Annotated in this window: 15 protein-coding genes and 1 pseudogene; 10 read left to right on the top strand and 6 right to left on the bottom strand. The window is 62.8% G+C overall.

Annotated elements, in window-relative coordinates; genetic code table 11:
* Window position 1: 1 nt before the first annotated feature.
* The 5 genes and pseudogenes from H9X91_RS11180 to H9X91_RS11200 all read right to left on the bottom strand — a co-directional run bounded on the left by H9X91_RS11180 (window position 2) and on the right by H9X91_RS11200 (window position 5,013).
* Window positions 2-2,791 (bottom strand): DEAD/DEAH box helicase family protein, encoded by a 2,790-nt coding sequence (locus H9X91_RS11180; protein WP_338111979.1) that lies wholly within the window; start codon window positions 2,789-2,791, stop codon window positions 2-4.
* Window positions 2,792-2,862: 71 nt separating this feature from the next.
* Window positions 2,863-3,057 carry a DNA-binding protein gene (locus H9X91_RS11185; RefSeq protein WP_204805120.1) on the bottom strand — a complete coding sequence of 65 codons (195 nt, stop codon included), beginning with the start codon at window positions 3,055-3,057 and terminating at the stop codon, window positions 2,863-2,865.
* 211 nt (window positions 3,058-3,268) lie between these two features.
* Window positions 3,269-4,204 carry a BRO-N domain-containing protein gene (locus H9X91_RS11190; protein WP_204805140.1) on the bottom strand — a complete coding sequence of 312 codons (936 nt, stop codon included), beginning with the start codon at window positions 4,202-4,204 and terminating at the stop codon, window positions 3,269-3,271.
* 245 nt (window positions 4,205-4,449) lie between these two features.
* Window positions 4,450-4,548 (bottom strand): annotated as a pseudogene (locus H9X91_RS14455) (AbrB/MazE/SpoVT family DNA-binding domain-containing protein); the annotation flags it as partial.
* Between the two features lie 114 nt (window positions 4,549-4,662).
* Window positions 4,663-5,013 (bottom strand): hypothetical protein, encoded by a 351-nt coding sequence (locus tag H9X91_RS11200; RefSeq protein WP_204805122.1) that lies wholly within the window; start codon window positions 5,011-5,013, stop codon window positions 4,663-4,665.
* 326 nt (window positions 5,014-5,339) lie between these two features.
* Here H9X91_RS11200 and glgB point away from each other — a divergent pair, with 326 nt between their 5' ends.
* The 7 genes from glgB to H9X91_RS11235 all read left to right on the top strand — a co-directional run bounded on the left by glgB (window position 5,340) and on the right by H9X91_RS11235 (window position 15,305).
* The gene (gene glgB, locus H9X91_RS11205; RefSeq protein WP_204805123.1) at window positions 5,340-7,262 is read left to right on the top strand and encodes a 1,4-alpha-glucan branching protein GlgB; all 1,923 of its coding nucleotides are present in this window, start codon (window positions 5,340-5,342) and stop codon (window positions 7,260-7,262) included.
* Window positions 7,259-8,467, top strand: a complete 1,209-nt coding sequence (locus H9X91_RS11210) for a glucose-1-phosphate adenylyltransferase (RefSeq protein WP_204805124.1) — start codon at window positions 7,259-7,261, stop codon at window positions 8,465-8,467. Before glgB ends, H9X91_RS11210 begins: the two co-directional genes overlap by 4 nt.
* Entirely contained in the window at window positions 8,464-9,579 is a 1,116-nt protein-coding gene (gene glgD / locus H9X91_RS11215; RefSeq protein ID WP_204805125.1) for a glucose-1-phosphate adenylyltransferase subunit GlgD, read from the top strand. Before H9X91_RS11210 ends, glgD begins: the two co-directional genes overlap by 4 nt.
* 148 nt (window positions 9,580-9,727) lie before the next feature.
* Window positions 9,728-11,554, top strand: a complete 1,827-nt coding sequence (glgA, locus tag H9X91_RS11220; RefSeq protein ID WP_204805126.1) for a glycogen synthase GlgA — start codon at window positions 9,728-9,730, stop codon at window positions 11,552-11,554.
* 8 nt (window positions 11,555-11,562) lie between these two features.
* Window positions 11,563-13,989, top strand: a complete 2,427-nt coding sequence (locus H9X91_RS11225) for a glycogen/starch/alpha-glucan phosphorylase (RefSeq protein ID WP_204805127.1) — start codon at window positions 11,563-11,565, stop codon at window positions 13,987-13,989.
* A gap of 180 nt (window positions 13,990-14,169) precedes the next feature.
* On the top strand, window positions 14,170-14,649 hold the full coding sequence (locus H9X91_RS11230; protein WP_204805128.1) for an RNA polymerase sigma factor: 480 nt from the start codon (window positions 14,170-14,172) through the stop codon (window positions 14,647-14,649).
* A complete protein-coding gene (locus tag H9X91_RS11235; protein ID WP_204805130.1) occupies window positions 14,646-15,305 on the top strand; it encodes a hypothetical protein in 660 nt (219 codons plus the stop codon). The genes H9X91_RS11230 and H9X91_RS11235 overlap by 4 nt, the downstream gene beginning before the upstream one ends.
* 42 nt (window positions 15,306-15,347) lie before the next feature.
* Here the strand turns inward: H9X91_RS11235 and H9X91_RS11240 are convergent, their stop codons facing one another.
* Window positions 15,348-15,554 (bottom strand): helix-turn-helix domain-containing protein, encoded by a 207-nt coding sequence (locus tag H9X91_RS11240; RefSeq protein ID WP_204805132.1) that lies wholly within the window; start codon window positions 15,552-15,554, stop codon window positions 15,348-15,350.
* A 426-nt stretch (window positions 15,555-15,980) separates the two neighbouring features.
* Here H9X91_RS11240 and H9X91_RS11245 point away from each other — a divergent pair, with 426 nt between their 5' ends.
* From H9X91_RS11245 to H9X91_RS11255, 3 genes are all read left to right on the top strand, one after another.
* Window positions 15,981-17,135 carry a DEAD/DEAH box helicase gene (locus H9X91_RS11245; protein ID WP_204805134.1) on the top strand — a complete coding sequence of 385 codons (1,155 nt, stop codon included), beginning with the start codon at window positions 15,981-15,983 and terminating at the stop codon, window positions 17,133-17,135.
* Between the two features lie 267 nt (window positions 17,136-17,402).
* Window positions 17,403-19,088, top strand: coding sequence for a peptide ABC transporter substrate-binding protein (locus H9X91_RS11250; protein WP_204805136.1), 1,686 nt, complete (start codon window positions 17,403-17,405; stop codon window positions 19,086-19,088).
* Window positions 19,089-19,331: 243 nt separating this feature from the next.
* Window positions 19,332-22,748 (top strand): pyruvate carboxylase, encoded by a 3,417-nt coding sequence (locus H9X91_RS11255; protein ID WP_204805138.1) that lies wholly within the window; start codon window positions 19,332-19,334, stop codon window positions 22,746-22,748.
* The last annotated feature ends 147 nt before the right edge of the window (window positions 22,749-22,895 follow it).

Genomic DNA, 22,895 nt, shown 5'->3' on the forward strand with positions numbered 1-22,895 from the left:
ATCAGCCCTCCTCAAAAAATGCACAAATCTTTCTCTGTGTCAGCACAAGCCTCTCCCGCTCCGACATACTGTCCTCCAGATACAGGTACTCAAACCGCTCATAGCCGAAGGCGGCATTGTTCTGGCGGAGGAACTCTGTCTCCATAAAGGTTTTCCGATCCTTAAATTTGGGGTCGTTGGCATATGCCTGGCCCTTGGTCTCGGCAATCAGCACCTTGTGGATCACGCCGCCCTTCCGTTGGAAAATCAGGAAGTCCGGTGTGTACAGCCCTACATACTCCCAGCGGCCCCCGCTGTGCCGGTAGCACTTGATTTTAAACTCGGTCAGCGCCCGGTCGCCGTTATAGTAAACCTCCAGGCCCAAATGCTCCACCTCCGGGAAGGTGAGTACTTCATTCAGAAAGTCCTGTTCAAAGGAGCTGTCGGTGTGGTAGGGAAGATAGTGGAAAGAGCGATCCTTCTGGGGGTGTGAGGTAAACTTCTTCCGGAGCGAGGCCAGGATGTCCTCCTGCCCCAGCTCCTGGGCCAAGTCCATCATTGCCTGGGCTTTCTTGTCCAGTTTCAACTTGCCCCGGTCATCCAGAATGATCTTTTCCACCTGCTCCTGTTTGGGGCAGTAGTCATCCGGATTCGTTGTCTCAACCACCGGTGTGAAGTTCGTAATATTCAACAGGCTGGCCGACTGGGGGATGCACTCCTCCTTTGTCTCAAAGGAGCGGCTGTCGCAGAAGGCTTTTCGGATATTGGCCTCCACCGCAGCCCGGTCATACCTGGAGCTGAAGTAGCGGCCATCGTCCCGCTGGTAGGTGATGGTCTGGAACACCTCCCGCAGGATAGGGTCATAGGGCAGCAGCTGCTCCATGGTGAGGGTCTCCAGGGAGCGGCGAACGATCCCGCAGAGCCAGGGGAAGTAGCTGGCGGGGGTATCGCCGTGCTCCGCGTCGTCCACCGTCCGCTCCAGCACCTCCATGGTGAGGTCGGTGGTCTTGATCACTCCGGCAACTATCTGCGTGTTTTTACAGGCGTCGGGCAGATTTTCCTCTGGCCGGGCCTTCTCTGCGATCAGCGTCTCATAGCGGATCTTCAACTGATAGAAGTCCACCTTGGGGAGCCGAAGGTACTTCGTCCGGTCGTAGCGGTTCAGCTTGGTCTTGTGGTGATCCGCATCGGTAAACTCCTGGAGGGAGATATGGTGCTGTTTCTGCAGTTGGCTGTTGAGCTTGTCCGCATTGCTGCTGTTGAGATAAATGAGAGCGGTCTCCAGGGCGTCCTTCTGCACCTGGCGCAGACAGCGGCAGGCCGTCTGGAGCACCATGTTTTTGGGACAGTCCCCCTCCTGGGAGAGGATGATCCCCGTCAGACTGCGGCAGTCCCAGCCCTCTTTCCCGATTTGCACCAGCAGGATGATGCGAACCTTGGAGAAGGGCTGATCCAGGCTGTCAAATTCCATCTGGCTGTCCGCCGGCTGGGGGTACTGCTTGTTGCCTTTGTGAAATTTCAGGATGCAGTCGGCGGACAGGCCGTATTCCGCCGTGATGCCGGCTACCAGAGGATAGACCAACTCCTCCAGCTTTTCGATGGTTCCGCAGTAGATGCCCAGCTTGGCACAAGTCCCGTCCGGGTAGACCGTGTCTTTATAATTGTCCAGAAACTCCCGAACGCCTCGGTCAATGATCCGTCCGCTGTCAGGCAGCTCCGCGATCTTCACGATGGGTCTTTTGAGAAAATTCCCCACGCCATCGATCAGCGGATAGTAGTAGACGATGTTGGAGATCTCCGCAGAGGAGACGGAGAGGCCATCCGTCACCTGGATCTTTTCCGCTTTTTCCAGATAGGGGGTACCGGAGAAACCGACAACGGAATTGATGGTCTGATTTTCCGCCCACTTGTTGACCACTGCGCGGAGCTTGATCTCATCGCTGACCGCGTGGTGGACCTCGTCAATGAACACGGACAGGGCGGGCAGCTTTCCGATCAGGTTTCGCAGCTCGTTGGCCTGCCGGTCCTTTTCATCGTCGCTCTCCTCAAACATGCTGATCTGTCCGGCCTTTTCCTGGATGCGATCCAGGATCACCTTCTCCGCATTGGTCACAGCTACCAGGCCGAACAGCTCAGACAGCGGCTGGTGGTTAGCAATCTTCTGCACGTTGGGATTTTTCGTTTTATTAGACTTCTTCGCCGTCTTGGACTGATCCAGCACCTCAAAGGACAGTAGCCGCTTGATCTCCGATGCCGCCGGCTCCGGGATCACCCAGGTGGGGTCAAACCGCTGGATGGTCTTCAAACTTGGCACCACGGAGGACTTCAGGCCGGAGGGAGCGAAGATCATAAAGTTATGGGCAAAGGCTGGGTTATTCGGTTCATTTCTGGCAAAATACAGATCCAGGTAGATGAATGCCGCCATCAGATAGGTCTTTCCCGCCCCCATGGGGAGACTGAACAGGTAGTCTGTATAGGACACCCCATAGAAGGCCTTCTGGAAGAATATTTCATAATCAATACTCTCCGGGTCTTTGCGGATCTGCTTTTCCAGCATTTCGGAAACCTGTTCCCCGCTGTCATTTTTTAGACGGGCATATTCAAACAGCGCCGCAGCAGCAGGATGGGTAGCCAGAAAGTCACGGATGCTGGCGGAAATTTCCTCCTGCTCCAAGTCCAGGGTATTGAATGCCCCCTGGCAAAATAACTGCGAGAGCGGCACACATCCACAGGCGATTTTCAGGTACAGATATGTCTTGATGGCATCCACCTGGGCGTCACGCATCTGGTTTGTCTGCTCAATATATTTCACGACCTCCCGCGCAGTACAAGCAGGGGAGGAAAACCAACGGTCCCGTGCATTGGTGATCATTTGATAAAACATCAGCGGTCTCCTTTAAAAACTTCTTTGGCTTGACGAGTTCTTCCATCCAACGGTTTCTGTGCATCTTTTGGGATAGCCCAGACCCGTCCCAAGCGATATGCGCCTGGGATGCGACCATTTCCGCACAGAATCTCAACTCTCCGCTGAGTAAGGCCCCATTCCGCCGCTTTATCTTTTGGTGTCACATAGTCCATATCTAAAAACCCCTTGTTTTTGAACGGCTTTTCTGACATTATACATCGATTTGCCGAATAATACAAATATCGATCACACAGATTTGTTACGAACTTTGTTGTACACTATTTTTTAGTGCAATAGGGTAAAGGAAACCCAGCCTGCATAGATACTTACTCCATGCGGGCTGGGTTTGTGCCTGAGTGCTTAGGCAAGCTATAAGCTCTGCATCTAATTATCCCGATCCTTATCGGAAATTTTGTTATCCTTATGCTGGAGTTCCTCCGTCCCCTCCGCCAGCTCCGCCGCATCCTCCACCACTCCGGTCACCAGCTGCTGGAGGGTTTGGGCGTTCTCCGCCGTCACCACCGGCCGGCCGGTCTCCTGCTCCAGCTCCCTCCGGGCGTTGCCGGCGATGCGGCCGCCCCGCCGGGCCACCTTTCGGTTTTCCTCCAGGCCCTCGGGCTGTTCCGAACGGGAGATGCTGGTGGTAGAGGCCTCGGCCAGCATGTTCAGCACCAGCTCCAGGTCGCTCATGTTGTCCCGCAGGTTTTCCTTTTTCAGCCCTTTGAGCCGCTTATACTGCCGGGTGGTCATGCCGGACCAGGCCCGGCTGATCTCGTCGGTGAGGATGGCGTACTCCCGGCCCCTCTCCACGCCCCGCTTCTGCCACTCATCGGTGAGCTCGTTGCGGATGCGGATGGCCAGCAGCCGCTGGTGAACCCACTCCTCGGAGTAGCCCTTTTTCAGGTAGGTCTCCAGGGCCCGGTCGATGGCCTGCTCTGGGTCGATGGTCTCCTCGATCCGCTCCCGGCCCACCTGGGCCAGCCACAGCTTGAAGGGCTCCGCCTTGGGGGAGGGGATGGACTGGATAATCCGCAGCAGCTGCTCCGTGTCGGCCACGTCGGTGAGCCGCTTTCTGCCGTCGGCGGCGGTCATTTTCAACTGCTTACAATTTGTAAGCAGTTGATCCGCCCCCTCTTCCTTCAGGCGTTTTTTCAGCACCGCCCAATAGGTGCTGGCTCCCCGCGGCGTGGACTGGTCGGTCAATGCCCCCACCACGTCCACCACGGAGAAGTACCACTCCTCCTGTTCCGCATCCCAGGCGGTGCGGATCTTTTGATTTTCAAAGAGTTGGATCTGATCGTTCTGCTTTTTCTCGTCCATGGTATGTACCTCCCGGCTGATCAGCCTCATTTTACCACATCCTGCACTGTAAAGCGAGACAGAAATGGGTCTCTTTGCCTGCCAATGTGGTCTGTTTTCCTCTGATTTTGCTCCTTTACACCCCTCTCGAATATCTACGGTGGAAAGGATGCCATTCGTCAGGATGTACAACTCCACCCGCCCCGTTTTGCCAGATCCAGCATTCCAACGCAGAATTTCTGCCACGGCTCCAATGTAATCAGTGATGGGTCGCCTTCCCGGATCCGCATGGTGCGCCGGATCTCCTTGGGGATCACCACCCGCCCCAGGTCGTCGATCCGCCGCACGATTCCAGTTGCCTTCATATCGAAAACTCTCCTTTGCCATTGAGATTTTTGAGGATGATTCTGCCTGGCAAAAGCTAGTATCCGCAGGATTTGTTTGGCTATGCAGGACCGGCGGGTGGTTTCATTTGGCAATCAGTCCGCCTCCGGCAGATACTCCTGCACCACCAGCCCGTCGGCGGACACCAGGTAGTTGGTGAGATAGGACATGTGGTCCCCGTCCACCAGCCAGGAGACCCGGTAGTTGTAGTAGTCCACGCCGTCTATGGTCACGGTCCCCTCGTACCCGTAGGACATGACATTGCCGGTGGCGGCATCCACGGTGCCCAGCTGTTCTTCCAGAATGGCGGCGCCCTCCTCCGGGGTGATGGAGAGGGAGGCGGCGATCTCTTCCTGCGGCACCTCCGTCTCCGGCGCGGAGCGGCCGCAGGCGGTGAGCAACAGCAGAGCGGACAGGGCCGCACAGAGCACACACGAAATTTTCATGGGGACGCTTCCTTTCGCTTCCGCCTGCCGGGCGGAATGATCTCTTTCTGTTAAGACGAGATCAAAAAGCCGAAAGTTCCTGGAAAAATCCTGGCTCTTCCCACAAAAACCGACAAACATTCTTGTGAAAATGCGGGAAAAATCTGGGAAATCCAACCAATTTGCGGGACCCTTTTTCGACAGGACCATCCTTGACGGTATTTTGCCCAGGAAGTATAATAGAACCAATTCCATGTATATCCAGATCCGGCGCCGACAGCGCCCGGAAAAAAGAAAACAAGGGAGCCTGCCGGCGCTCCGCGGCGGCAGGGAGAGGAGCTGCTGCCATGGCAAAGCAAGGACAGGCGGACCGTTTCCATCAGGGAACGTTGACGGACGGCTGGCGCTGGTTCGGTGCCCATCCGGCCACCAGGCGGGGAAGGCCTGGCTGGACGTTCCGGGTGTGGGCGCCCCATGCGGAGGCGGTGTCCGTCGTGGGCGATTTCAACGACTGGCAGGAGGGGGCGGCGCCCCTGACCCGCAAGGGGGAGATCTGGGAGGGATTCCTGCCGGACCTGCCGGTCTATACCTCCTATAAATATGCGGTCCGCGGGGCGGACGGTCAGGTCCGCCAGAAGGCGGACCCCTACGGCTTCCACACGGAGACCCGGCCGGCGACGGCCAGCAAGCTGTACGACATCAGCGGATTCAAGTGGACGGACGGCACTTTTCGGGAGAAAAAGGCCAAGCACCCAGTCTATACATCGCCGCTGAATATCTATGAGGTCCACCTGGGCTCCTGGCGCAAGCGGGACAACGGGGACTTCATCGACTATAAAGATCTGGCCCGGGAGCTGGCCGCCTACGTGAAGGACATGGGCTACACCGCCATTGAGCTGCTGCCGGTGACGGAACACCCCCTGGACGACTCCTGGGGGTATCAGTGCACCGGATACTTCGCCCCCACCTCCCGGTTCGGGACGCCGAAGGACTTCATGTGGTTCGTGAATCACATGCACAAAAACGGCATCCTGGTGCTGCTGGACTGGGTGCCTGCCCACTTCTGCAAGGACATCCAGGGACTCTACGAGTTCGACGGCACCTGCTGCTACGAGTACAGCGACCCCAACAAGCGGGAGCACGCCGCCTGGGGCACCCGGGTCTTTGACTACGGCCGGCCGGAGGTGAAGAGCTTCCTGTTCTCCTCCGCCCGCTTCTGGCTGGAGGAGTACCACATCGACGGGCTGCGGGTGGACGCGGTGGCCTCCATGCTGTACCTGGACTATGACCGCCAGGGCGGCGCCTGGACGCCGAACCAGTACGGCGGCCACGAGAACCTGGAGGCCATCGAATTCCTGCGGGAGCTGAATGCCATGGCCTTCCAGACGGACCCCGGCGTGCTGATGATCGCCGAGGAGTCCACGGCCTGGCCGCTGGTGACCCGTCCGCCGGACGTGGGGGGCCTGGGCTTCAACCTGAAGTGGAACATGGGCTGGATGAACGACATGTGCCACTACCTGAAGCTGGACCCCTTCTTCCGCCAGTACAACCACAAGGACATCACCTTCTCCATGATGTACGCCTTTTCCGAGAATTTCGTGCTGCCCATCTCCCATGACGAGGTGGTCCACATGAAGGGCTCCATCGTGGGGAAGATGCCCGGCGACTACGACAACCAGCTGCGGTGCCTGAAGGGCTTCTACGCCTATCTCCTGGCCCATCCGGGAAAGAAGCTGCTGTTCATGGGGGCGGAGCTGGGCCAGTGGCACGAGTGGGACTCCAACGGCCAGCTGGACTGGTATCTGCTGGACCGGCCGGAGAACCAGAAGATCCACCGCTTCTTCCGGGAGATCAACGCCTTTTACAAGAAGACCCCCGCCCTGTGGGAGATCGACTTCGACTGGGAGGGTTTCGAGTGGCTGGTGCCGGACGACAACCACAACAATGTGGTGGTGTTTCTGCGGAAGGACCGGAAGGGCCGCGACCTCATGTGCGCGGTGAACTTCTCCCCCAACACCTACACGGACTATCGGATGGGCGTGCCGCCCCACAGGCGGTATGTCCCCGTGTTCAATACCGACGACCCCGCATACGGCGGTGAAGGCTTCGGCGATAGCGGGGCGGTGGCGGTGGAGGCGGTGCCCTCCCACGGAAAGGAATACTCCGCCGCCATCCGGATCCCGGCCTTCGGCGCGGTCTTCCTGCGGGGCGAGGGGACGTTCCCAGGATCCAGGAAGAAACAACAGGCAAAGGAGTTGGAAAAGAAATGAAAAAAGAGTGCATCGCCATGCTGCTGGCCGGCGGCCAGGGAAGCCGGCTGTATGTTCTCACCGGCGACATGGCAAAGCCCGCCGTGCCCTTCGGCGGCAAGTACCGCATCATCGACTTTCCCCTGTCCAACTGCACCAATTCCGGCATCGACACCGTGGGCGTGCTGACCCAGTACCGGCCCCTGGAGCTGAACAGCTACATCGGCAGCGGCGTGCCCTGGGACCTGGACGGCACCACCGGCGGCGTCCACATCCTGCCGCCCTATATGGGCAGCAAGGGCGGCACCTGGTACAAGGGCACCGCCAACGCCATCTATCAGAACATCGGGTTCATCGACCTGTATGACCCGGAGTATGTGGTGGTCCTGTCCGGCGACCACATCTACAAGATGGACTACTCCAAGATGGTGGAGCGCCACAAGGCCACCGGGGCCGCCTGCACCATCTCCGTCATGGAAGTGCCCTGGTCTGAGGCGTCCCGCTTCGGCATCATGAATGTGGACGAGGCCGACATGATCACGGAGTTTGCGGAAAAACCCAAGGAGCCCAAGAGCAATCTGGCCTCCATGGGCATCTATGTCTTTACCTGGCAGACCCTGCGGCGGTATCTGGAGGAGGACGAGGCCGATCCCAACTCGGAGAACGACTTCGGCAAGAACGTCATCCCCGCCATGCTGGGGGACGGAGAGCGGATGGCCGCCTACCGCTTCAGCGGCTACTGGAAGGACGTGGGCACGCTGGAGTCCCTGTGGGACGCCAACATGGACATGCTCTCGCCGGAGTCCGGCCTGGATCTGCTGGACGAGTCCTGGCCCATCTACGCCCGGTCCGTCAACGCGCCGCCGGCATTCCTGGGGCGGCACTGCCAGGTGAGCCACAGCGCCTTCAACCGGGGCAGCGACATCGAGGGGACGGTGGAGAACTCCGTCCTGTCCCCCAATGTCACCATCGGCGAGGGGGCCCGGATCTCCTATTCCGTGCTGTTCCCCGGCGTGACGGTGGAGCCCGGCGCCGTGGTGGAGTATGCCATCCTGGGCGAGGGCTGCCGCATCGGCAGGGGCTGCCGGGTGGGCGGCACGCCGGAGAACACGGCGCCGGACCCCTGGGGCCTGACAGTCCTGGCCCCCGGCTGCACGCTGGAGAGTGACAAGCGGGTGCGGCCCGGCATCATGCTGAACAAGAACGGCGAGGAGGTGTCCAGATGAACGGCATGCACGGGATCATCTTTTCCTATGAAAAGCGCAACGACCTGCGGGAGCTGGGGGAGATCCGCTCCGCGTCGTCCATTCCCTTCGGCGGCCGGTACCGGGCGGTGGACTTCGCCCTGTCCAATCTGGTGAACGCCGGCGTCACGGACGTGGGCGTGGTGCTCCACGGCCACTATCAGAGCCTGCTGGACCACCTGGGCACCGGCAAGGACTGGGACCTGTCCCGCAAGCGGGGCGGCCTGAAGATCCTGCCTCCCTTCGCCTACAAGCAGCACTGGGGCGAGGCGGCGGCCTTCCGGGGCAAGATGGAGGCTCTCGCGGGCGTCCGGTCCTACCTGCAGGAGATCCGCCGGGACTATGTGGCCCTGATGGACGGCGACCTGGTGGTGAACCTGCCCCTGTCCGACATCTATGACCAGCACATCAAGTCCGGGGCGGACATCACCGTGGTCTGCGGCAACGACAGCTTTGAGACGGAGAACGGCACCTATTTCGAGATGGACAGCACCGGCCGCATCACGGACGTGCTGTACCACCTCCACCGGCCCCGGGGCTACCGGGGGCTGGAGGTGTACATCCTCTCCACCAAGCTGCTGCTGGACCTGGTGGACGAGTGCGCCACCCGGGACCAGTTCAGCCTGCGGCGGGACGTGCTCCAGGCCCGGAAGGACAGCCTGAAGCTCCAGAGCTACATCTGGGGCGGCTTCGCGGCTCAGATCCGGTCTGTTCAGGAGTATTACGACCGCAGCATGCAGCTGCTGGACCCGGCCATCCGGGCGGAGCTGTTCTGCGCGGAGCGGCCCATCCGGGCCAAGGCCACCGACAAGTCCTCCGCCTACATCGGGCCGGACGGCTACTGCGAGAATTCCCTGATCGCCGACGGCTGCAACATCGAGGGCGTGGTGGAGAACTCCATCCTCTTCCCCGGCGTGGTGGTGGAGAGCGGCGCGGTGGTGCGCAACTGTGTCCTGTTCAAGGAGACGGCAGTGCGCCGGAACGCGGCGGTGTCCCATCTGATCGCGGACAAAAACGTGGAGGTCCTGCCGGACCGGACGCTGATGGGCCACAGTTCGTATCCCATCGTCCTTGCCAAGGGGAGCAAGGTCTGAACTGCGGGGGAGAGCTTTCAGGAGACCGCGGGAGCGGCCGGGCCGGAGAGAGGACAGACGGCCCCCGTTCCCAGCCATACCGGGGGCACCGGAAGGCGCCCCCACGTCCCGCCCGGCGGGACACGGGAACTGTGAAAGGAGAGGACTTATGAAGATCTTATATGTGGCCAGCGAGGCGGTGCCTTTCTGCAAGACCGGGGGCCTTGCGGATGTGGCGGGTTCCCTGCCGGAGGCCCTTGCGGCCCAGGGCGCGGAGGTGGCGGTGGTGCTGCCCCTGTACCAGAAGGTGCGGGAGCGGTTCGGCAGCCAGCTGACCTTCGAGTGCTATGACTATGTGGACCTGGCCTGGCGCCACAGCTACTGCGGGCTGTTCTCCCTGGAGAAGGACGGCGTCACCTGGTATTTCCTGGACAACGAGCAGTACTTCAACCGCCCGGAGCTGTATGGCTATATGGACGACGGAGAGCGGTTCGGCTTCTTCTCCCGGGCCGTGGTGCGGATGCTGCCCCACTTCCGGTTCTGGCCGGACGTGCTCCACTGCAACGACTGGCAGACCGCCCTGGTGCCCATCTACCTGAAGGACGACGGCGTGCGGGAGGAGCGGTTCCGCAGCATCCGGACGGTGCTGTCCATCCATAACATCGAGTACCAGGGCCGCTATGGCCGGCAGACCCTGGGGGACCTGTTCGGCCTGGACCACGGCTGGGCGGACGACGGCACCATCCTGATGGACGGGGACGTGAATCTGCTGAAGGGCGCCATTTTGTGCGCCGATGCGGTGAACGCCGTCTCCCCCACTTACGCCAACGAGCTGAAGATGCCCTACTTTGCCCACCGGCTGGACGGCATCATGCGCCGCTGCGGCTACAAGCTGTCCGGCGTGCTCAACGGCATCGACGTGAAGCGGTACGATCCCGCCACGGACAGCCACATCGCCGCCAATTACACCGCGGAGGATATGGCGGGCAAGCAGGCGGACAAGGCGGAGCTGCAGAAGCTCATGGGCCTGCGGCAGGAGCCCTATGTGCCCATCGTGGGCATCGTCAGCCGGCTGGTGAGCCACAAGGGCCTGGACCTGGTGTGCGAGGTGCTCCACGACATGATGGAGCTGCCCCTGCAGCTGGTGATCCTGGGCAAGGGCGACCGGAAGTACGAGGAGTTCTTCCAGTGGGCGGCCAACCAGTATCCCGGCCGCATGGCCGTGCGGCTGGACTACAACGAGGAGCTGTCCATGGCCATCTACGCCGGCGCGGACCTGTTCCTGATGCCCTCCCGCAGCGAGCCCTGCGGCCTGAGCCAGATGATCGCCATGCGGTACGGCACCGTGCCCATCGTCCGGGAGACCGGCGGACTGAAGGACACCGTCACCCCCTATGAGGCGTGGCGGGATTCCGGCAACGGATTTACCTTTGCAAATTACGCCAGCAGTGATATGCTGTATGTGATCCGGGAGGCGGTGTACCTGTACAAGGACTATCCCGACGCCTTTGCCCGCCTGCGGGCCCGGGCCATGGCCTGCGATTTCAGCTGGGCCCGGAGCGCGGGGGAGTACCTGCACATCTACAGCGCCGTCACCGGCCAGCCCTGGCCGCCGGCAGGGGAGCCCGCACCGGCGAATGAGGCCGCACCGACAGAGGAGTCCGTACCGGCAGAGGAGACCGCGCCTGCGGCGGAACCCCCCGCTGCGGAGGAGGCAGCGCCGGAGGAAGCAGCCCCTGCGGAAGCGCCCGCAGAGGTGCCCGCTGAGGCAGCCGCCCCGGCGCAAGCGCCTGCCCGGGAGCCCGCACCGGCAGAGGCCCCGGCCGACGCGCCGGAGAAGAAGCCGGCCGCCGGAAAGCGGACGGCGGCCAGAAAGACGGCCGCCAAGAAGCCGGCCGCGAAAAAGACCGCGGCCAAGACCGGCAGGAAGACACCTGCCAAAAAACAGACCACTCCCAAGAAGGGGACTGCCGGGAAAGAGGACCCGGCGGAGTAAGGAGACACATGACACCATTTACCACACAGACCCTGGAGAAAGCCCTGACCGCCAAGCTGATGGTCAGCTTCGGCAAGACGGCGGAGGAGGCCACGGACGGGGAGATGATGCGGGCCAGCGCCCTGGTCCTGCGGGACGTGATGGCCCTGCGGGAGGTGGAGACCCGCCAGAAGGTCCGCCATGACCACGCCCGGCAGGTCCACTACCTGTCCCTGGAGTTTCTGATGGGCCGCAGCCTGATGAAGAACGCCTACAACCTGGGGATCCTGCCCCAGCTGCGGGAGGCGCTGGAGAATATGGGCTTCAAGGCGGCGGACATCTTTGAGATCGAACCGGACGCCGCCCTGGGCAACGGCGGCCTGGGCCGTCTGGCCGCCTGCTATCTGGACTCCCTGACCACCCTGGAGATCCCCGCCACCGGCTACTCCATCTGCTACGAGCTGGGCATCTTCAAGCAGAAGATCGTGGAGGGCCAGCAGGTGGAGCTGCCGGACAACTGGAAGGACCTGGGCGCCGCCTGGCTGATGCCCAAGCCCGCCGAGACCCAGGAGGTCCGCTTCGGCGGCACGGTGCGGGAGTTCTGGGACAACGGCCACCTGCACATCGTCAACGAGGATGCCACCGTGGTCCAGGCCGTGCCCTGCGACATGGAGATCGCCGGCTACGGCACGGAGCACGTGAACGTTCTGCGGCTGTGGGACGCCCGGTCCACCCAGCCGGTGGACATGTCCCTCTTCTCCAGGGGCGAGTATCTGAAGGCTGCGGAGGACGAGGCCATGGCGGAGACCATCGCCAAGGTCCTCTACCCGGAGGACAACCATCTGGAGGGCAAGTCCCTGCGCCTGAAGCAGCAGTATTTCTTCGTGTCCGCCACCATCCAGTCCATTGCCGCCAAGCACACGGAGCTGTACGGCACCATGAAGAACTTCCATGAGAAGAACGTCATCCAGATCAACGACACCCATCCGGCCCTGGTGATCCCGGAGCTGATGCGGATCCTGATCGACGACGCCGGTATGGACTGGGACGAGGCGTGGGAGATCACCACCAAGTCCGTGGCCTACACCAACCACACCGTCCTGGCGGAGGCGCTGGAGCGCTGGCCCCAGAACCTGTTCGAGCACTTCCTGCCCCGGATCTGGCAGATCACCCTGGAGATCTCCCGCCGCTGGCAGAAAAAGGTGGAGGACTTCTACCACGATCCCAAGAAAACGGAGAAGATGGCCATCGTCTGGGGCGGCCAGGTCCGCATGGCCAACCTCTGCATCGCCGGCGGCATGGCGGTCAACGGCGTCAGCGGACTCCACTCCGAGATCCTGAAGAAGGATGTCTTCAAAGAGGCCTACGGCATGGAGCCCTGGAAGTTCCAGAACGTCACCAACGGCATCGACCACCGCCGCTGGCTCAGCGAGATCAACCCCGGCCTGGATGGCCTGATCCGGGACCTGACCGGCGGTGACGACTATCTGCTGCGCCCCCAGGCCTTGAAGAAACTGGACGACTACGCCGACGACGCCTCGGTCCTGGAGACGCTGGGCGCCATCAAGCGGGCCAACAAGGAGTCCTTTACCGCCTACGCCAAAAAGACAAGGGGCGTGGAGCTGAATCCGGACGCCATCTTCGACGTGCAGGTGAAGCGGCTCCACGAGTACAAGCGGCAGCTTTTGAACGTGCTGCACATCATCGCCCTGTACCAGAAGCTGCAGGATGACCCCAATGCTATCACCCAGCCCCACACGTTCCTGTTCGGCGCCAAGGCGGCGCCGGGGTATGCGGTGGCCAAGCGGATTATCCGCCTCATCAACTCCCTGGCGGACCAGATCGACCACGACCCCATCTGCAAGGATAAGCTCCAGGTGGTGTTCCTGGAGAACTACCGGGTCTCCCTGGCGGAGCAGCTGATGCCCGCCAGCGAGGTGAGCCAGCAGATCTCCACCGCCGGCAAGGAGGCCAGCGGCACCGGCAACATGAAGTTCATGATGAACGGCGCCCTGACCGTGGGCACCCTGGACGGGGCCAACGTGGAGATGCACGACCTGCTGGGGGACGAGAACATGTTCCTCTTCGGCCTGCGGGCCGACGAGGTGGAGCAGCTGAAGCGGGAGGGCTATGTGCCCCAGCGGCTGTACAACCGGGACCCGGTGCTCCACCGGTGTCTGGACGCCCTGCGCAGCGGCTTCCGGGACGGTGTCCACTACGACGACCTGTACCAGCGGCTGCTGTTCGGCGCCGGCGGCAGCCCGGCGGACGAGTACTTCCTGCTGGCGGACTTTGCAGCCTACTGCCAGGCGGAGCAGCGCATGGTGGAGACATACCGGGACCAGACTGTCTGGAACCGCATGAGCCTCCACAACATCGCCCGCAGCGGCGTGTTCGCCGCCGACCGGGCCGTGGCGGAGTACGCCGACCACATCTGGCACGTGCCCCACAAGTGATCCTGAGACTGACGCCCCGGGAGCGGCTGGACTGCTGCTCCCGGGGCGTTTTTTCGGACGCCGGTCCCCGCCGGCGCAAAAAAATCTGCATCCTGTGAGATATTTTGCCCCGCTGGGGGATATTCCTGTCAGAAAGGCCTTTCCGGGCGGCGGCGCCGCCCATCCCGACAGTGAGGTGTGATGAGATTGACGGACACGGAGTTTGAGACGGCGGTAGGGCGATACGGCGACACGGTCTTCCGGCTGGCGTACAGCTATCTGAAAAACTGCGCCGACGCGGAGGACGTGATGCAGGAGACGCTGCTGAAGCTCTATCTGGCACGCAAGCCCTTCCAGTCGCCGGAGCATGAACGGCACTGGGTGGTCCGGGTGGCGGTGAACGAGTGCAAAAAGCTCCTCCGCTCTCCCTGGCGGCGGAGGACCGGCCCCCTGGAGGAGGCCGGAGAGCCGGCCTTCGACACGCCGGAGCAGAGCGAGCTCTTCCGGCAGGTCATGGCCCTGCCGCCCAAGTACCGGGCCGCGGTGTATCTCTACTATTACGAGGGCTGCTCCGTGCAGGAGACTGCGGCGGCCATGGGCGCCAATCCCTCCACCGTGCAGACCTGGCTCATGCGGGCCAGGGGGAAACTGAAACTGATCTTACAGGAGGCAGAGCCATGATCGACAAGAGAATGTACCGGGAGACCTTTTCCCAACTCCGTGCCTCCGACCAGGCCAAACAGGAGGTATTGCAGAAGATGCAGGAGATGAAGCAGAGAAAGCGGATGCCCCGGGTGCTGCGGGGCGCGGCTCTGGCGGCGGCCATGGTGATGGCCCTGGCCGTCACCGCCGGGGCGGTGAACGTGGCCACGGACGGGGCGCTCTTCCGGCAGTTCACCATCGTCTGGACGTCCGGAGACCAGTACCTGGCCCGGGATGACCAGGGGAACGCGGTGTCCATCACGCTGGTGGACGGAGACGTGGTGACGGAGGAGGACGGCCGCCTGATCCTCCACGTGGACGGAGAGGACATCGACATCACCGAGGAGCTGGAGACCGAGGGCGTCTATGATTACGCCTACGACATGGAGGTGGTCCGGGAGGACGGCAGCCGGGAGACCCGCACCGTCACCATCGAAGTGACCGGCACCCCGGAGAACTGGACTGTGACCCAGGACAACGGGGACGGCGTGGCCTACGAGACCGCCGGCGGCAGCGGCGCCGCGGGGGACTCCGTCACTGTCACGGAACCGGCGGACGGCGCCGGGGAATTGCCGGAGGCCGGCGATGGCAGCACGGATCTGAAACGGGCCCAGGCCGTCATGCCGGAGGCGTGATACGGGCAAAAAAACGCGGACAGGGAATTCCCTGTCCGCGTTTCAGCGTTCTTTGCTGAGACCCAGAAGATAGTCCGTACTGACCCCATAGTACCTGCTCAATGTGATCAGATGGTGGATCGGGAGCTCGTTTGCACCCCGCTCATAGCGGGCGTACATCGTCTGGGAGGTTCCGAGCACCTCTGCGATCTGGGTCTGGGTCTTGTCAGCATCTTCCCGCAGGTCCCGCAAAATGCGCACATAATCCATTCCGCTGTCCACGTGGCACCTCCGTATCCGCTTGGAAGTCTTTTTGTTCTTACAATGTACCATAAATCCCGCAGATTTTACGGGAGCAATACAAAATTTTACTACAATTATAAGACAAATTTACTGTAAAATTTAAGGAATACGAAAAAATGGGAACAAATCCTCCATATCTGCTCCGGAGGACGGGATCCGGCGGATGGAGCGGGGGGAACGGCGGGCGGACAGGTCCTTTTCCTTGACAGAACTTTACAAATGTGGTTTTACTATATATAATAATACCCGTTTCCGGCGGCGGGGTCCAGAGGCGGCGGAGAAATTTTCCGGCTGCCCGGCGCAGACGCGGAAAAGCGCCCCGAACCCGGCAGGACGGCCTGCCGCGGGTCCGCGGAAAACGAAGGAACGGACAGACGAAAGAGGAAGAGAGTCATGGAATATACAGAAGGCGTCCGGTTCGACAGCCTGCACCTGTCACCGGAGATCATGCGTGCCATCGAAAAGCGCAACATCGAGGTGTCCACCCCGGTCCAGGCGGGCTGCATCCCGCCCATGATGGACTGGCAGGACGTGATCGCCAAGGCCCCCACCGGCACCGGCAAGACCTTTGCCTACGGCATCCCCATCGTGGAGCACGTGGACCCGGAGGACGAGAGCGTCCAGGCGGTGATCCTGGCACCCACCCGGGAGCTGGCCATCCAGATCACCGACGAGATCCGGGACCTGTCGGCCTTCAAGCCCGGCGTGCGGACGGTGTGCCTCTACGGCGGCGCCCCCATCGGCCGGCAGATCGACACCCTGAAGAAGCACCCCCAGATCGTGGTGGCCACGCCGGGGCGGCTCAGCGACCACATGAAGCGCCGCACCGTCCGGGTGGACACCGCCCGGACCGTGGTGCTGGACGAGGCGGACCGGATGCTGGACATGGGCTTCATCCACGACGTGACCCGCCTGCTGGACAAGATGAACAAGCGGAAGAACCTGGGGCTCTTCTCCGCCACCATCTCCCGGGAGGTGATGGACATCGCCTGGGTGTACCAGCGGGACGCGGCGGAGATCACCGTCCGGGAGGACGAGCAGAACAAGCCGGACATCAAGCAGTTCCGCATGGACGTGCCCCACGACGGCAAGGCCGACGCCATCGAGCGGATCCTCAACGAGACGGGCTTCGACCGGTGCATGGCCTTCTGCAACACCAAGGGCTCCACGGAGCGGATCACCAAGTTCCTGCAGATGCGGGGCATCGACGCCGAGTGCATCCACGGCGACATCCCCCAGCGCAAGCGGGAGCAGGTGATGGACAAGTTCCGCCGGGGCGAGCTGCGGGTGTTCGTGTCCACGGACGTGGCGGCCCGGGGCATCGACGTGGACGACGTGGACATCGTGTTCAACTGCGACGTGCCGGACGAGAACCAGGACTACGTCCACCGCATCGGCCGCACCGGCCGGGCCAAACGGCAGGGCGTGGCGGTGACCTTCGTGTCCGACTACCCTGCCAAGATGCGGATCGACGACATCGCCGAAAAGACCCGGAACGAGATCGTGCCGGTGAAGTTCGGCGAGGACGGCCACCTGACCACGGTGTGAGCAGACCCAACACAGGAGATGATCAGGACCGGACGCGGATCGCCGCGTCCGGTTTTTTTGGAGATCTGCCGCCGAAAAAGCCGGGGATCTCCGGGGCGTCCGGGCGGGATTTGTGAACAGAGTCTTAAATTTTGTAATTTTTTGTTACTTTTTAGCGGCTGGCAACTTTACAAGCCGGGGAAAAGCCTTTATAATAAATCAGGTCATTTGACACTTGCGGGCGCCCACGGGCGCCTGTTCTGTACTCCAGAAAAGAGGAGCGATGGTATGAAACACTGGAAGCGGCGGCTGGCGCTGCTCCTGGCCGCGGCGCTGTGTGTCTCCGCACTGGCCGGATGTGCCCGGGGCGGAGATGCGATGTCCCTCTCCGTCTGCGTGGGCGGTGCGCCGGAGGAGCTGGATCCCATTTACGCCACAGAGCCGGCGGACCAGACGATTTTGGTCCATCTGTATGAGAACCTGATGCGCAAGACCGCCGGCGCCTCCGGCGCCACGGTGACCAACGGCGTGGCCAAGAGCGCCACTTCGGAGGAGAACACCGACGGCACGGTCACCTGGACCTTCCAGCTGCGCGGCGCAGAGTGGTCTGACGGGCGGGAGGTCCTGGCGGGCGACTTCGTCTATGCCTGGCAGCGCCTGGCAGACCCGGCCAACGACTCGCCCTTTGCGTCCCTGCTGTCTGTGGTGGCGGGCTATGACGAGGTGCGGGAGACCGGCGACGTCTCCCTCCTGCAGGTCACGGCGGAGGATGACAGCACCCTGGTGGTGGTGCTGAACGGGAAGTACGACTGGTTCCTGGAGGAGGTCTGCACCGCCCCGGCCACCATGCCCCTGCGGCAGGATCTGCTGACCGGGGAGAGCGCGGCCGAAGAGACGGCGGAGGACGGCGCGGAAGCCGCGGAAGCGGCGGAGGCCGCGCCCTGGTGGTCCGACGTGGCGGGCCTGGTGACCAACGGTCCCTATCAGGTGAGCGGCTATGAGGCGGGGGAGAGCCTGACGCTGGAGACCAGCGGGACGTACCACAGCGATATCTCCGGCCCCGGGACGCTGACCTTCCGCTTTGCCGATACGGCGGAGGAGGGACAGGCCCTTTACGACGCCGGGACCGTGGACTTCCTGGGTGTTTTGCCGGAGGAGCAGATGGCATCCCTGGTGGAGGCGGAGAGCCGCGCGCTGACGCCGGAGCTGGGGACATGGGCAGTGGTGTTCAACTGCGCCCAGGACACCCTGATGGACGCCCGGGTCCGCCGGGCGCTGAGCCTGGTGATCGACCGCACCGCCGCGGCGGAGGCTGCGGGCGTCACGGCCCGGGCGGCTGAGGGGCTGATCCCCCCCGGCGTGCCGGAGAGCGATGAGGCGGACTTCCGCACGTCCGGCGGGGACCTGCTGGACAACGATCCCAACCACCGGGCCGACCTGCAGGAAGAGGCACGGGCCCTGCTGACAGAGGCGGGCTATGTCAGTGTCCAGGACCTGGGGGAGCTGGAGTATCTCTACGTGGATGCGGGGAACGGCGCCGCCGTGGCACAGGCCCTGGTGCAGGCGTGGCAGAGCGCTCTGGGGCTTCGGGTGACGGCCCGGGCCGTGACGGAGGAGGAGCTGGCCGCTGCTCTGGAGGAGGGGACCTTCTCCCTGGCGGGAATAGAGATCCGGGCCCTTGGGAACGACGCGGAGTGCTTCCTGAGACAGTGGAGCTCCACCGGCGGAGAGAACGTGTCCCGGTATGCCAACAGCGCCTATGACACGCTGCTGTCGGTCATCGCCGGGGCGGAGGACGAGACGGCCCGGCTGGGCTGCCTCCACGACGCCGAGGCCCTGCTGCTGGAGGAGGGCGCCGTGGCACCCCTGTACACCACCGTGACGGCCTGGACCCTGCGGGACAGCCTCACCGGCCTGGTGCGGGACGGGCGGGGCTGGTTCAGCTTCGCCGGCGTGGTGGCCCGGGAAGCATAGAGAGGAGACGGGACGGCGCACCCTGCGCCGCCCCGTTTTTTCGGGCATGGCCGGCTCCCGCTGATGGCCGCTATTAGCCCATCTAAAATAGACAAAGCGCACCAGAAGTCCGGCTGAAAATAGGGCGGCCAGACAAAAATGGGATATCGGTGCAGAAAGTCATTGCAACCGGCCGCAGAGATGGTATATACTAAACAGAACTGAAAATTCCCGCCTCCCGGCGGAAGTAAGGAGGAACGATTTATGAGCCAAGAATTCAAAAAGGTCCTGGTAGCCAACCGGGGAGAGATCGCCATGCGGATCTTCCGGGCCTGTCACGACCTGGGCCTCCAGACCATCGCCATCTACTCCAACGAGGATATGTACAGCATCTTCCGCACCGCCGCAGACGAGTCCTACCTGATCGGAGAGAATGAGAGCCCCCTGGGGGCCTATCTGGACATCCCCCGCATCATCGAGCTGGCCAAGAAGCACGGGGCCGACGCCATCCATCCCGGCTACGGCTTCCTCAGCGAAAACGCCGACTTTGCCCGGGCCTGCGAGGCCGCCGGCATCAAGTTCATCGGCCCGCCCTCCCGGATCCTGGAGCTGATGGGCGACAAGCTGTCCGCCAAGCAGATCGCCGTGGCCTGCGGCGTGCCCACCACCCCCGGCACCACCGAGCCCCTGAAGAGCCGGGAGGACGCCCAGAAGCTGGCCATGGAGTTCGGCTTCCCCGTGATCCTGAAGGCGGCCGCCGGCGGCGGCGGCCGGGGCATGCGCCGGTGCGACACCGTGGAAGAGGTGGGCGTCAACTTCGACCTGGTGAAGGCGGAGGCCAAGAAGGCCTTCGGCAACGACGACATCTTCATGGAGAAGTTCCTGGTGGAGCCCAAGCACATCGAGGTGCAGGTGCTGGGCGATGAGCACGGCAACGTGGTCCACCTGTTCGAGCGGGACTGCTCCCTCCAGCGGCGCTACCAGAAGGTGGTGGAGTTCACCCCCGCCTTCTCCGTGGCCCCTGAGATCCGGGAGGCCCTGTACGCCGACGCGGTGAAGATCGCCCGGCACGTGGGCTACGTGAACGCCGGCACCCTGGAGTTCCTGGTGGACAAGGAGGGCCATCACTACTTCATCGAGATGAACCCCCGCATCCAGGTGGAGCACACCGTTACCGAGATGGTGACGGGCATCGACCTGGTGCGCTCCCAGATCCTGATCGCCGAGGGCCGGCCCCTCAGCGACCCCGACATCGGCATCCCCAGCCAGGACTCCCTGCACCTGAACGGCTATGCCATCCAGTGCCGCGTCACCACCGAGGACCCGGCCAACAACTTCGCCCCTGACACCGGCAAGATCACCGCCTACCGCTCCGCCGGCGGCTTCGGCATCCGGCTGGACGGCGGCAACGCCTACACCGGCGCCGTGATCTCCCCGTACTATGACTCCCTGCTGGTGAAGATCACCACCTGGGACAACACCTTCCCCGGCGTGTGCCGGAAGGCGGCCCGGGCCATCAACGAGATCCACGTCCGGGGCGTCAAGACCAACATCGCCTTCATCACCAACATTCTGAAGAACCCCACCTTCATCGCCGGCGGCTGCCACACGAAGTTCATCGACGAGACGCCGGAGCTGTTCGAGCTGGACGAGGGCCAGGACCGCGCCACCAAGATGCTGAAGTATATCGGCAACATCGTGGTGAAGGAGCGGGACGAGCACAAGCTGTACGACGAGTGCCGGTTCCCGCCGGTCACAGGCCGCCGGCCCGACGGCCTGAAGCAGATGCTGGACGCCAAGGGCCCCAAGGCCGTGGCGGACTGGGTCAGGGACCAGAAGAAGCTGCTGATCTGCGACACCACCTGCCGCGACGCCCACCAGTCCCTGCTGGCCACCCGGGTCCGCACCCGGGACATCCTCAAGGGCATGGAGGGCACCAGTGAGATCCTGGCGGACGCCTTCTCCCTGGAGTGCTGGGGCGGCGCCACCTTCGACGTGGCCTACCGCTTCCTCCACGAGTCCCCCTGGGAGCGGCTGGACCTGATTCGGGAGAAGGCCCCCAACCTGCTGCTGCAGATGCTGCTGCGGGGCGCCAACGCCGTGGGCTACACCAACTATCCCGACAACGTCATCCGGGAGTTCATCAAGGAGGCCGCCCGCAGCGGCATCGACGTGTTCCGGGTGTTCGACTCCCTGAACTGGATCCCCGGCATGGAAGTGGCCATGGACGAGGTCCTGAAGCAGGACAAGATCTGCCAGGCCACCATCTGCTACACCGGCGACATCCTGGATCCCAAGCGGGACAAGTATCCCCTGGACTACTATGTGAAGCTGGCCAAGGAGCTGGAGCACCGGGGCGCCCACATGCTGTGCATCAAGGACATGTCCGGCGTGCTGAAGCCCTATGCCGCCAAGAAGCTGGTCTCCACCCTGAAGCAGGAGATCGGCATCCCCATCCAGCTCCACACCCACGACACCTCCGGCAACCAGGTGGCCGCCTATCTGCTGGCGGCGGAGGCCGGCGTGGACGTGGTGGACTGCGCCATCAGCTCCATGGCGGGCATGACCAGCCAGCCCTCTCTCAACGCCGTGGTGGCGGCTCTGCAGGGCACGGAGCGGGACACCGGCCTGGACCTGGACCGGCTGCAGTACCTGACCGAGTACTGGGAGGACGTGCGCAAGCGGTACGACTCCTTCGAGGCGGGCCTGCAGTGCAACAACGCCGACATCTACCGCTATGAGATCCCCGGCGGCCAGTATACCAACCTGAAGCCCCAGGTGGAGTCCCTGGGCCTGGGCGACCGGTTCCTGGAGGTCAAGGAGAACTACCGCCGGGTCAACGAGATGCTGGGCGACATCGTGAAGGTGACCCCCTCCAGCAAGATGGTGGGCGACCTGGCCATCTTCATGACCCAGAACGGCCTGACGCCGGAGAACATCGTGGAGAAGGGCGAGGGCCTGGCCTTCCCGGACAGCGCCGTCAGCTACTTCTCCGGCATGATGGGCCAGCCCGCCGGCGGATTCCCCAAGGATCTGCAGCGGGTGGTGCTGAAGGGCAAGGAGCCCATCACCTGCCGCCCCGGCGAGCTGCTGCCCCCCGTGGACTTTGAGGAGAAGAAGCGGGAGATGCTGGCCTTCGACCCGGATCCCTCCTGGCGGGCGGTCCTCAGCTACTGCCTGTATCCCAAGGTGGTGGAGGACTTCGTGAAGAACCAGAAGGAGTACGGCTATATCATGCGGCTGGGCAGCCACGTGTTCTTCCACGGCCTGGCGGTGGGCGAGACCAACAAGGTCAACATCGCAGACGGCAAGACCCTGGTCATCAAGTACCTGGGCCTGGGCGAGGTGGACAAGGAGGGCATGCGCACCGTCAGCTTCGAGCTCAACGGCATCCGCCGGGACGTGCAGGTGCCCGACGAGGAGGCCCAGAAGAGCATCGTCAAGGTGCCCATGGTGGACCCGGAGGACAAGAGCCAGGTGGGCTCCTCCATCCCCGGCGCGGTCAGCAAGATCGCCGTCAAGGTGGGCGACGCTGTGGAGAAGAACCAGACCCTGGCCACCATCGAGGCCATGAAGATGGAGACCGCCATCACCGCCCGGATGTCCGGCACGGTGGCGGAGATCCTGGTGAAGGAGGGCGAGACCGTCAAGGGCGGCCAGCTGCTCCTGGTCATCAAATAACAGCTGCTGGCAGAGGGCCGGTCCGTGAGGACCGGCCCTCAGCTTGTCGAAAAAGTCTTTTCGACAAGCTGCTTGCGATTCTCAGAACTTTGAAAAGTTCTGAGAATCGGTTGATTGGAAACGAAAGACACCCTTCCTGGGTTTCTT

Origin of the sequence: Oscillibacter valericigenes, assembly GCF_016902445.1 — a bacterium.
In the GTDB taxonomy this organism is placed as follows: domain Bacteria; phylum Bacillota; class Clostridia; order Oscillospirales; family Oscillospiraceae; genus Oscillibacter; species Oscillibacter avistercoris.

Excerpts from the sequence above, each read along its gene's own strand:
- H9X91_RS11185 (WP_204805120.1), bottom strand. The coding sequence starts at position 3,057 with ATGGACTATGTGACACCAAAAGATAAAGCGGCGGAATGGGGCCTTACT.
- H9X91_RS11190 (WP_204805140.1), bottom strand. The coding sequence starts at position 4,204 with ATGGACGAGAAAAAGCAGAACGATCAGATCCAACTCTTTGAAAATCAA.
- H9X91_RS11200 (WP_204805122.1), bottom strand. The coding sequence starts at position 5,013 with ATGAAAATTTCGTGTGTGCTCTGTGCGGCCCTGTCCGCTCTGCTGTTG.
- glgB (WP_204805123.1), top strand. The coding sequence starts at position 5,340 with ATGGCAAAGCAAGGACAGGCGGACCGTTTCCATCAGGGAACGTTGACG.
- H9X91_RS11210 (WP_204805124.1), top strand. The coding sequence starts at position 7,259 with ATGAAAAAAGAGTGCATCGCCATGCTGCTGGCCGGCGGCCAGGGAAGC.
- glgD (WP_204805125.1), top strand. The coding sequence starts at position 8,464 with ATGAACGGCATGCACGGGATCATCTTTTCCTATGAAAAGCGCAACGAC.
- glgA (WP_204805126.1), top strand. The coding sequence starts at position 9,728 with ATGAAGATCTTATATGTGGCCAGCGAGGCGGTGCCTTTCTGCAAGACC.
- H9X91_RS11225 (WP_204805127.1), top strand. The coding sequence starts at position 11,563 with ATGACACCATTTACCACACAGACCCTGGAGAAAGCCCTGACCGCCAAG.
- H9X91_RS11230 (WP_204805128.1), top strand. The coding sequence starts at position 14,170 with ATGAGATTGACGGACACGGAGTTTGAGACGGCGGTAGGGCGATACGGC.
- H9X91_RS11235 (WP_204805130.1), top strand. The coding sequence starts at position 14,646 with ATGATCGACAAGAGAATGTACCGGGAGACCTTTTCCCAACTCCGTGCC.
- H9X91_RS11240 (WP_204805132.1), bottom strand. The coding sequence starts at position 15,554 with ATGGATTATGTGCGCATTTTGCGGGACCTGCGGGAAGATGCTGACAAG.
- H9X91_RS11245 (WP_204805134.1), top strand. The coding sequence starts at position 15,981 with ATGGAATATACAGAAGGCGTCCGGTTCGACAGCCTGCACCTGTCACCG.
- H9X91_RS11250 (WP_204805136.1), top strand. The coding sequence starts at position 17,403 with ATGAAACACTGGAAGCGGCGGCTGGCGCTGCTCCTGGCCGCGGCGCTG.
- H9X91_RS11255 (WP_204805138.1), top strand. The coding sequence starts at position 19,332 with ATGAGCCAAGAATTCAAAAAGGTCCTGGTAGCCAACCGGGGAGAGATC.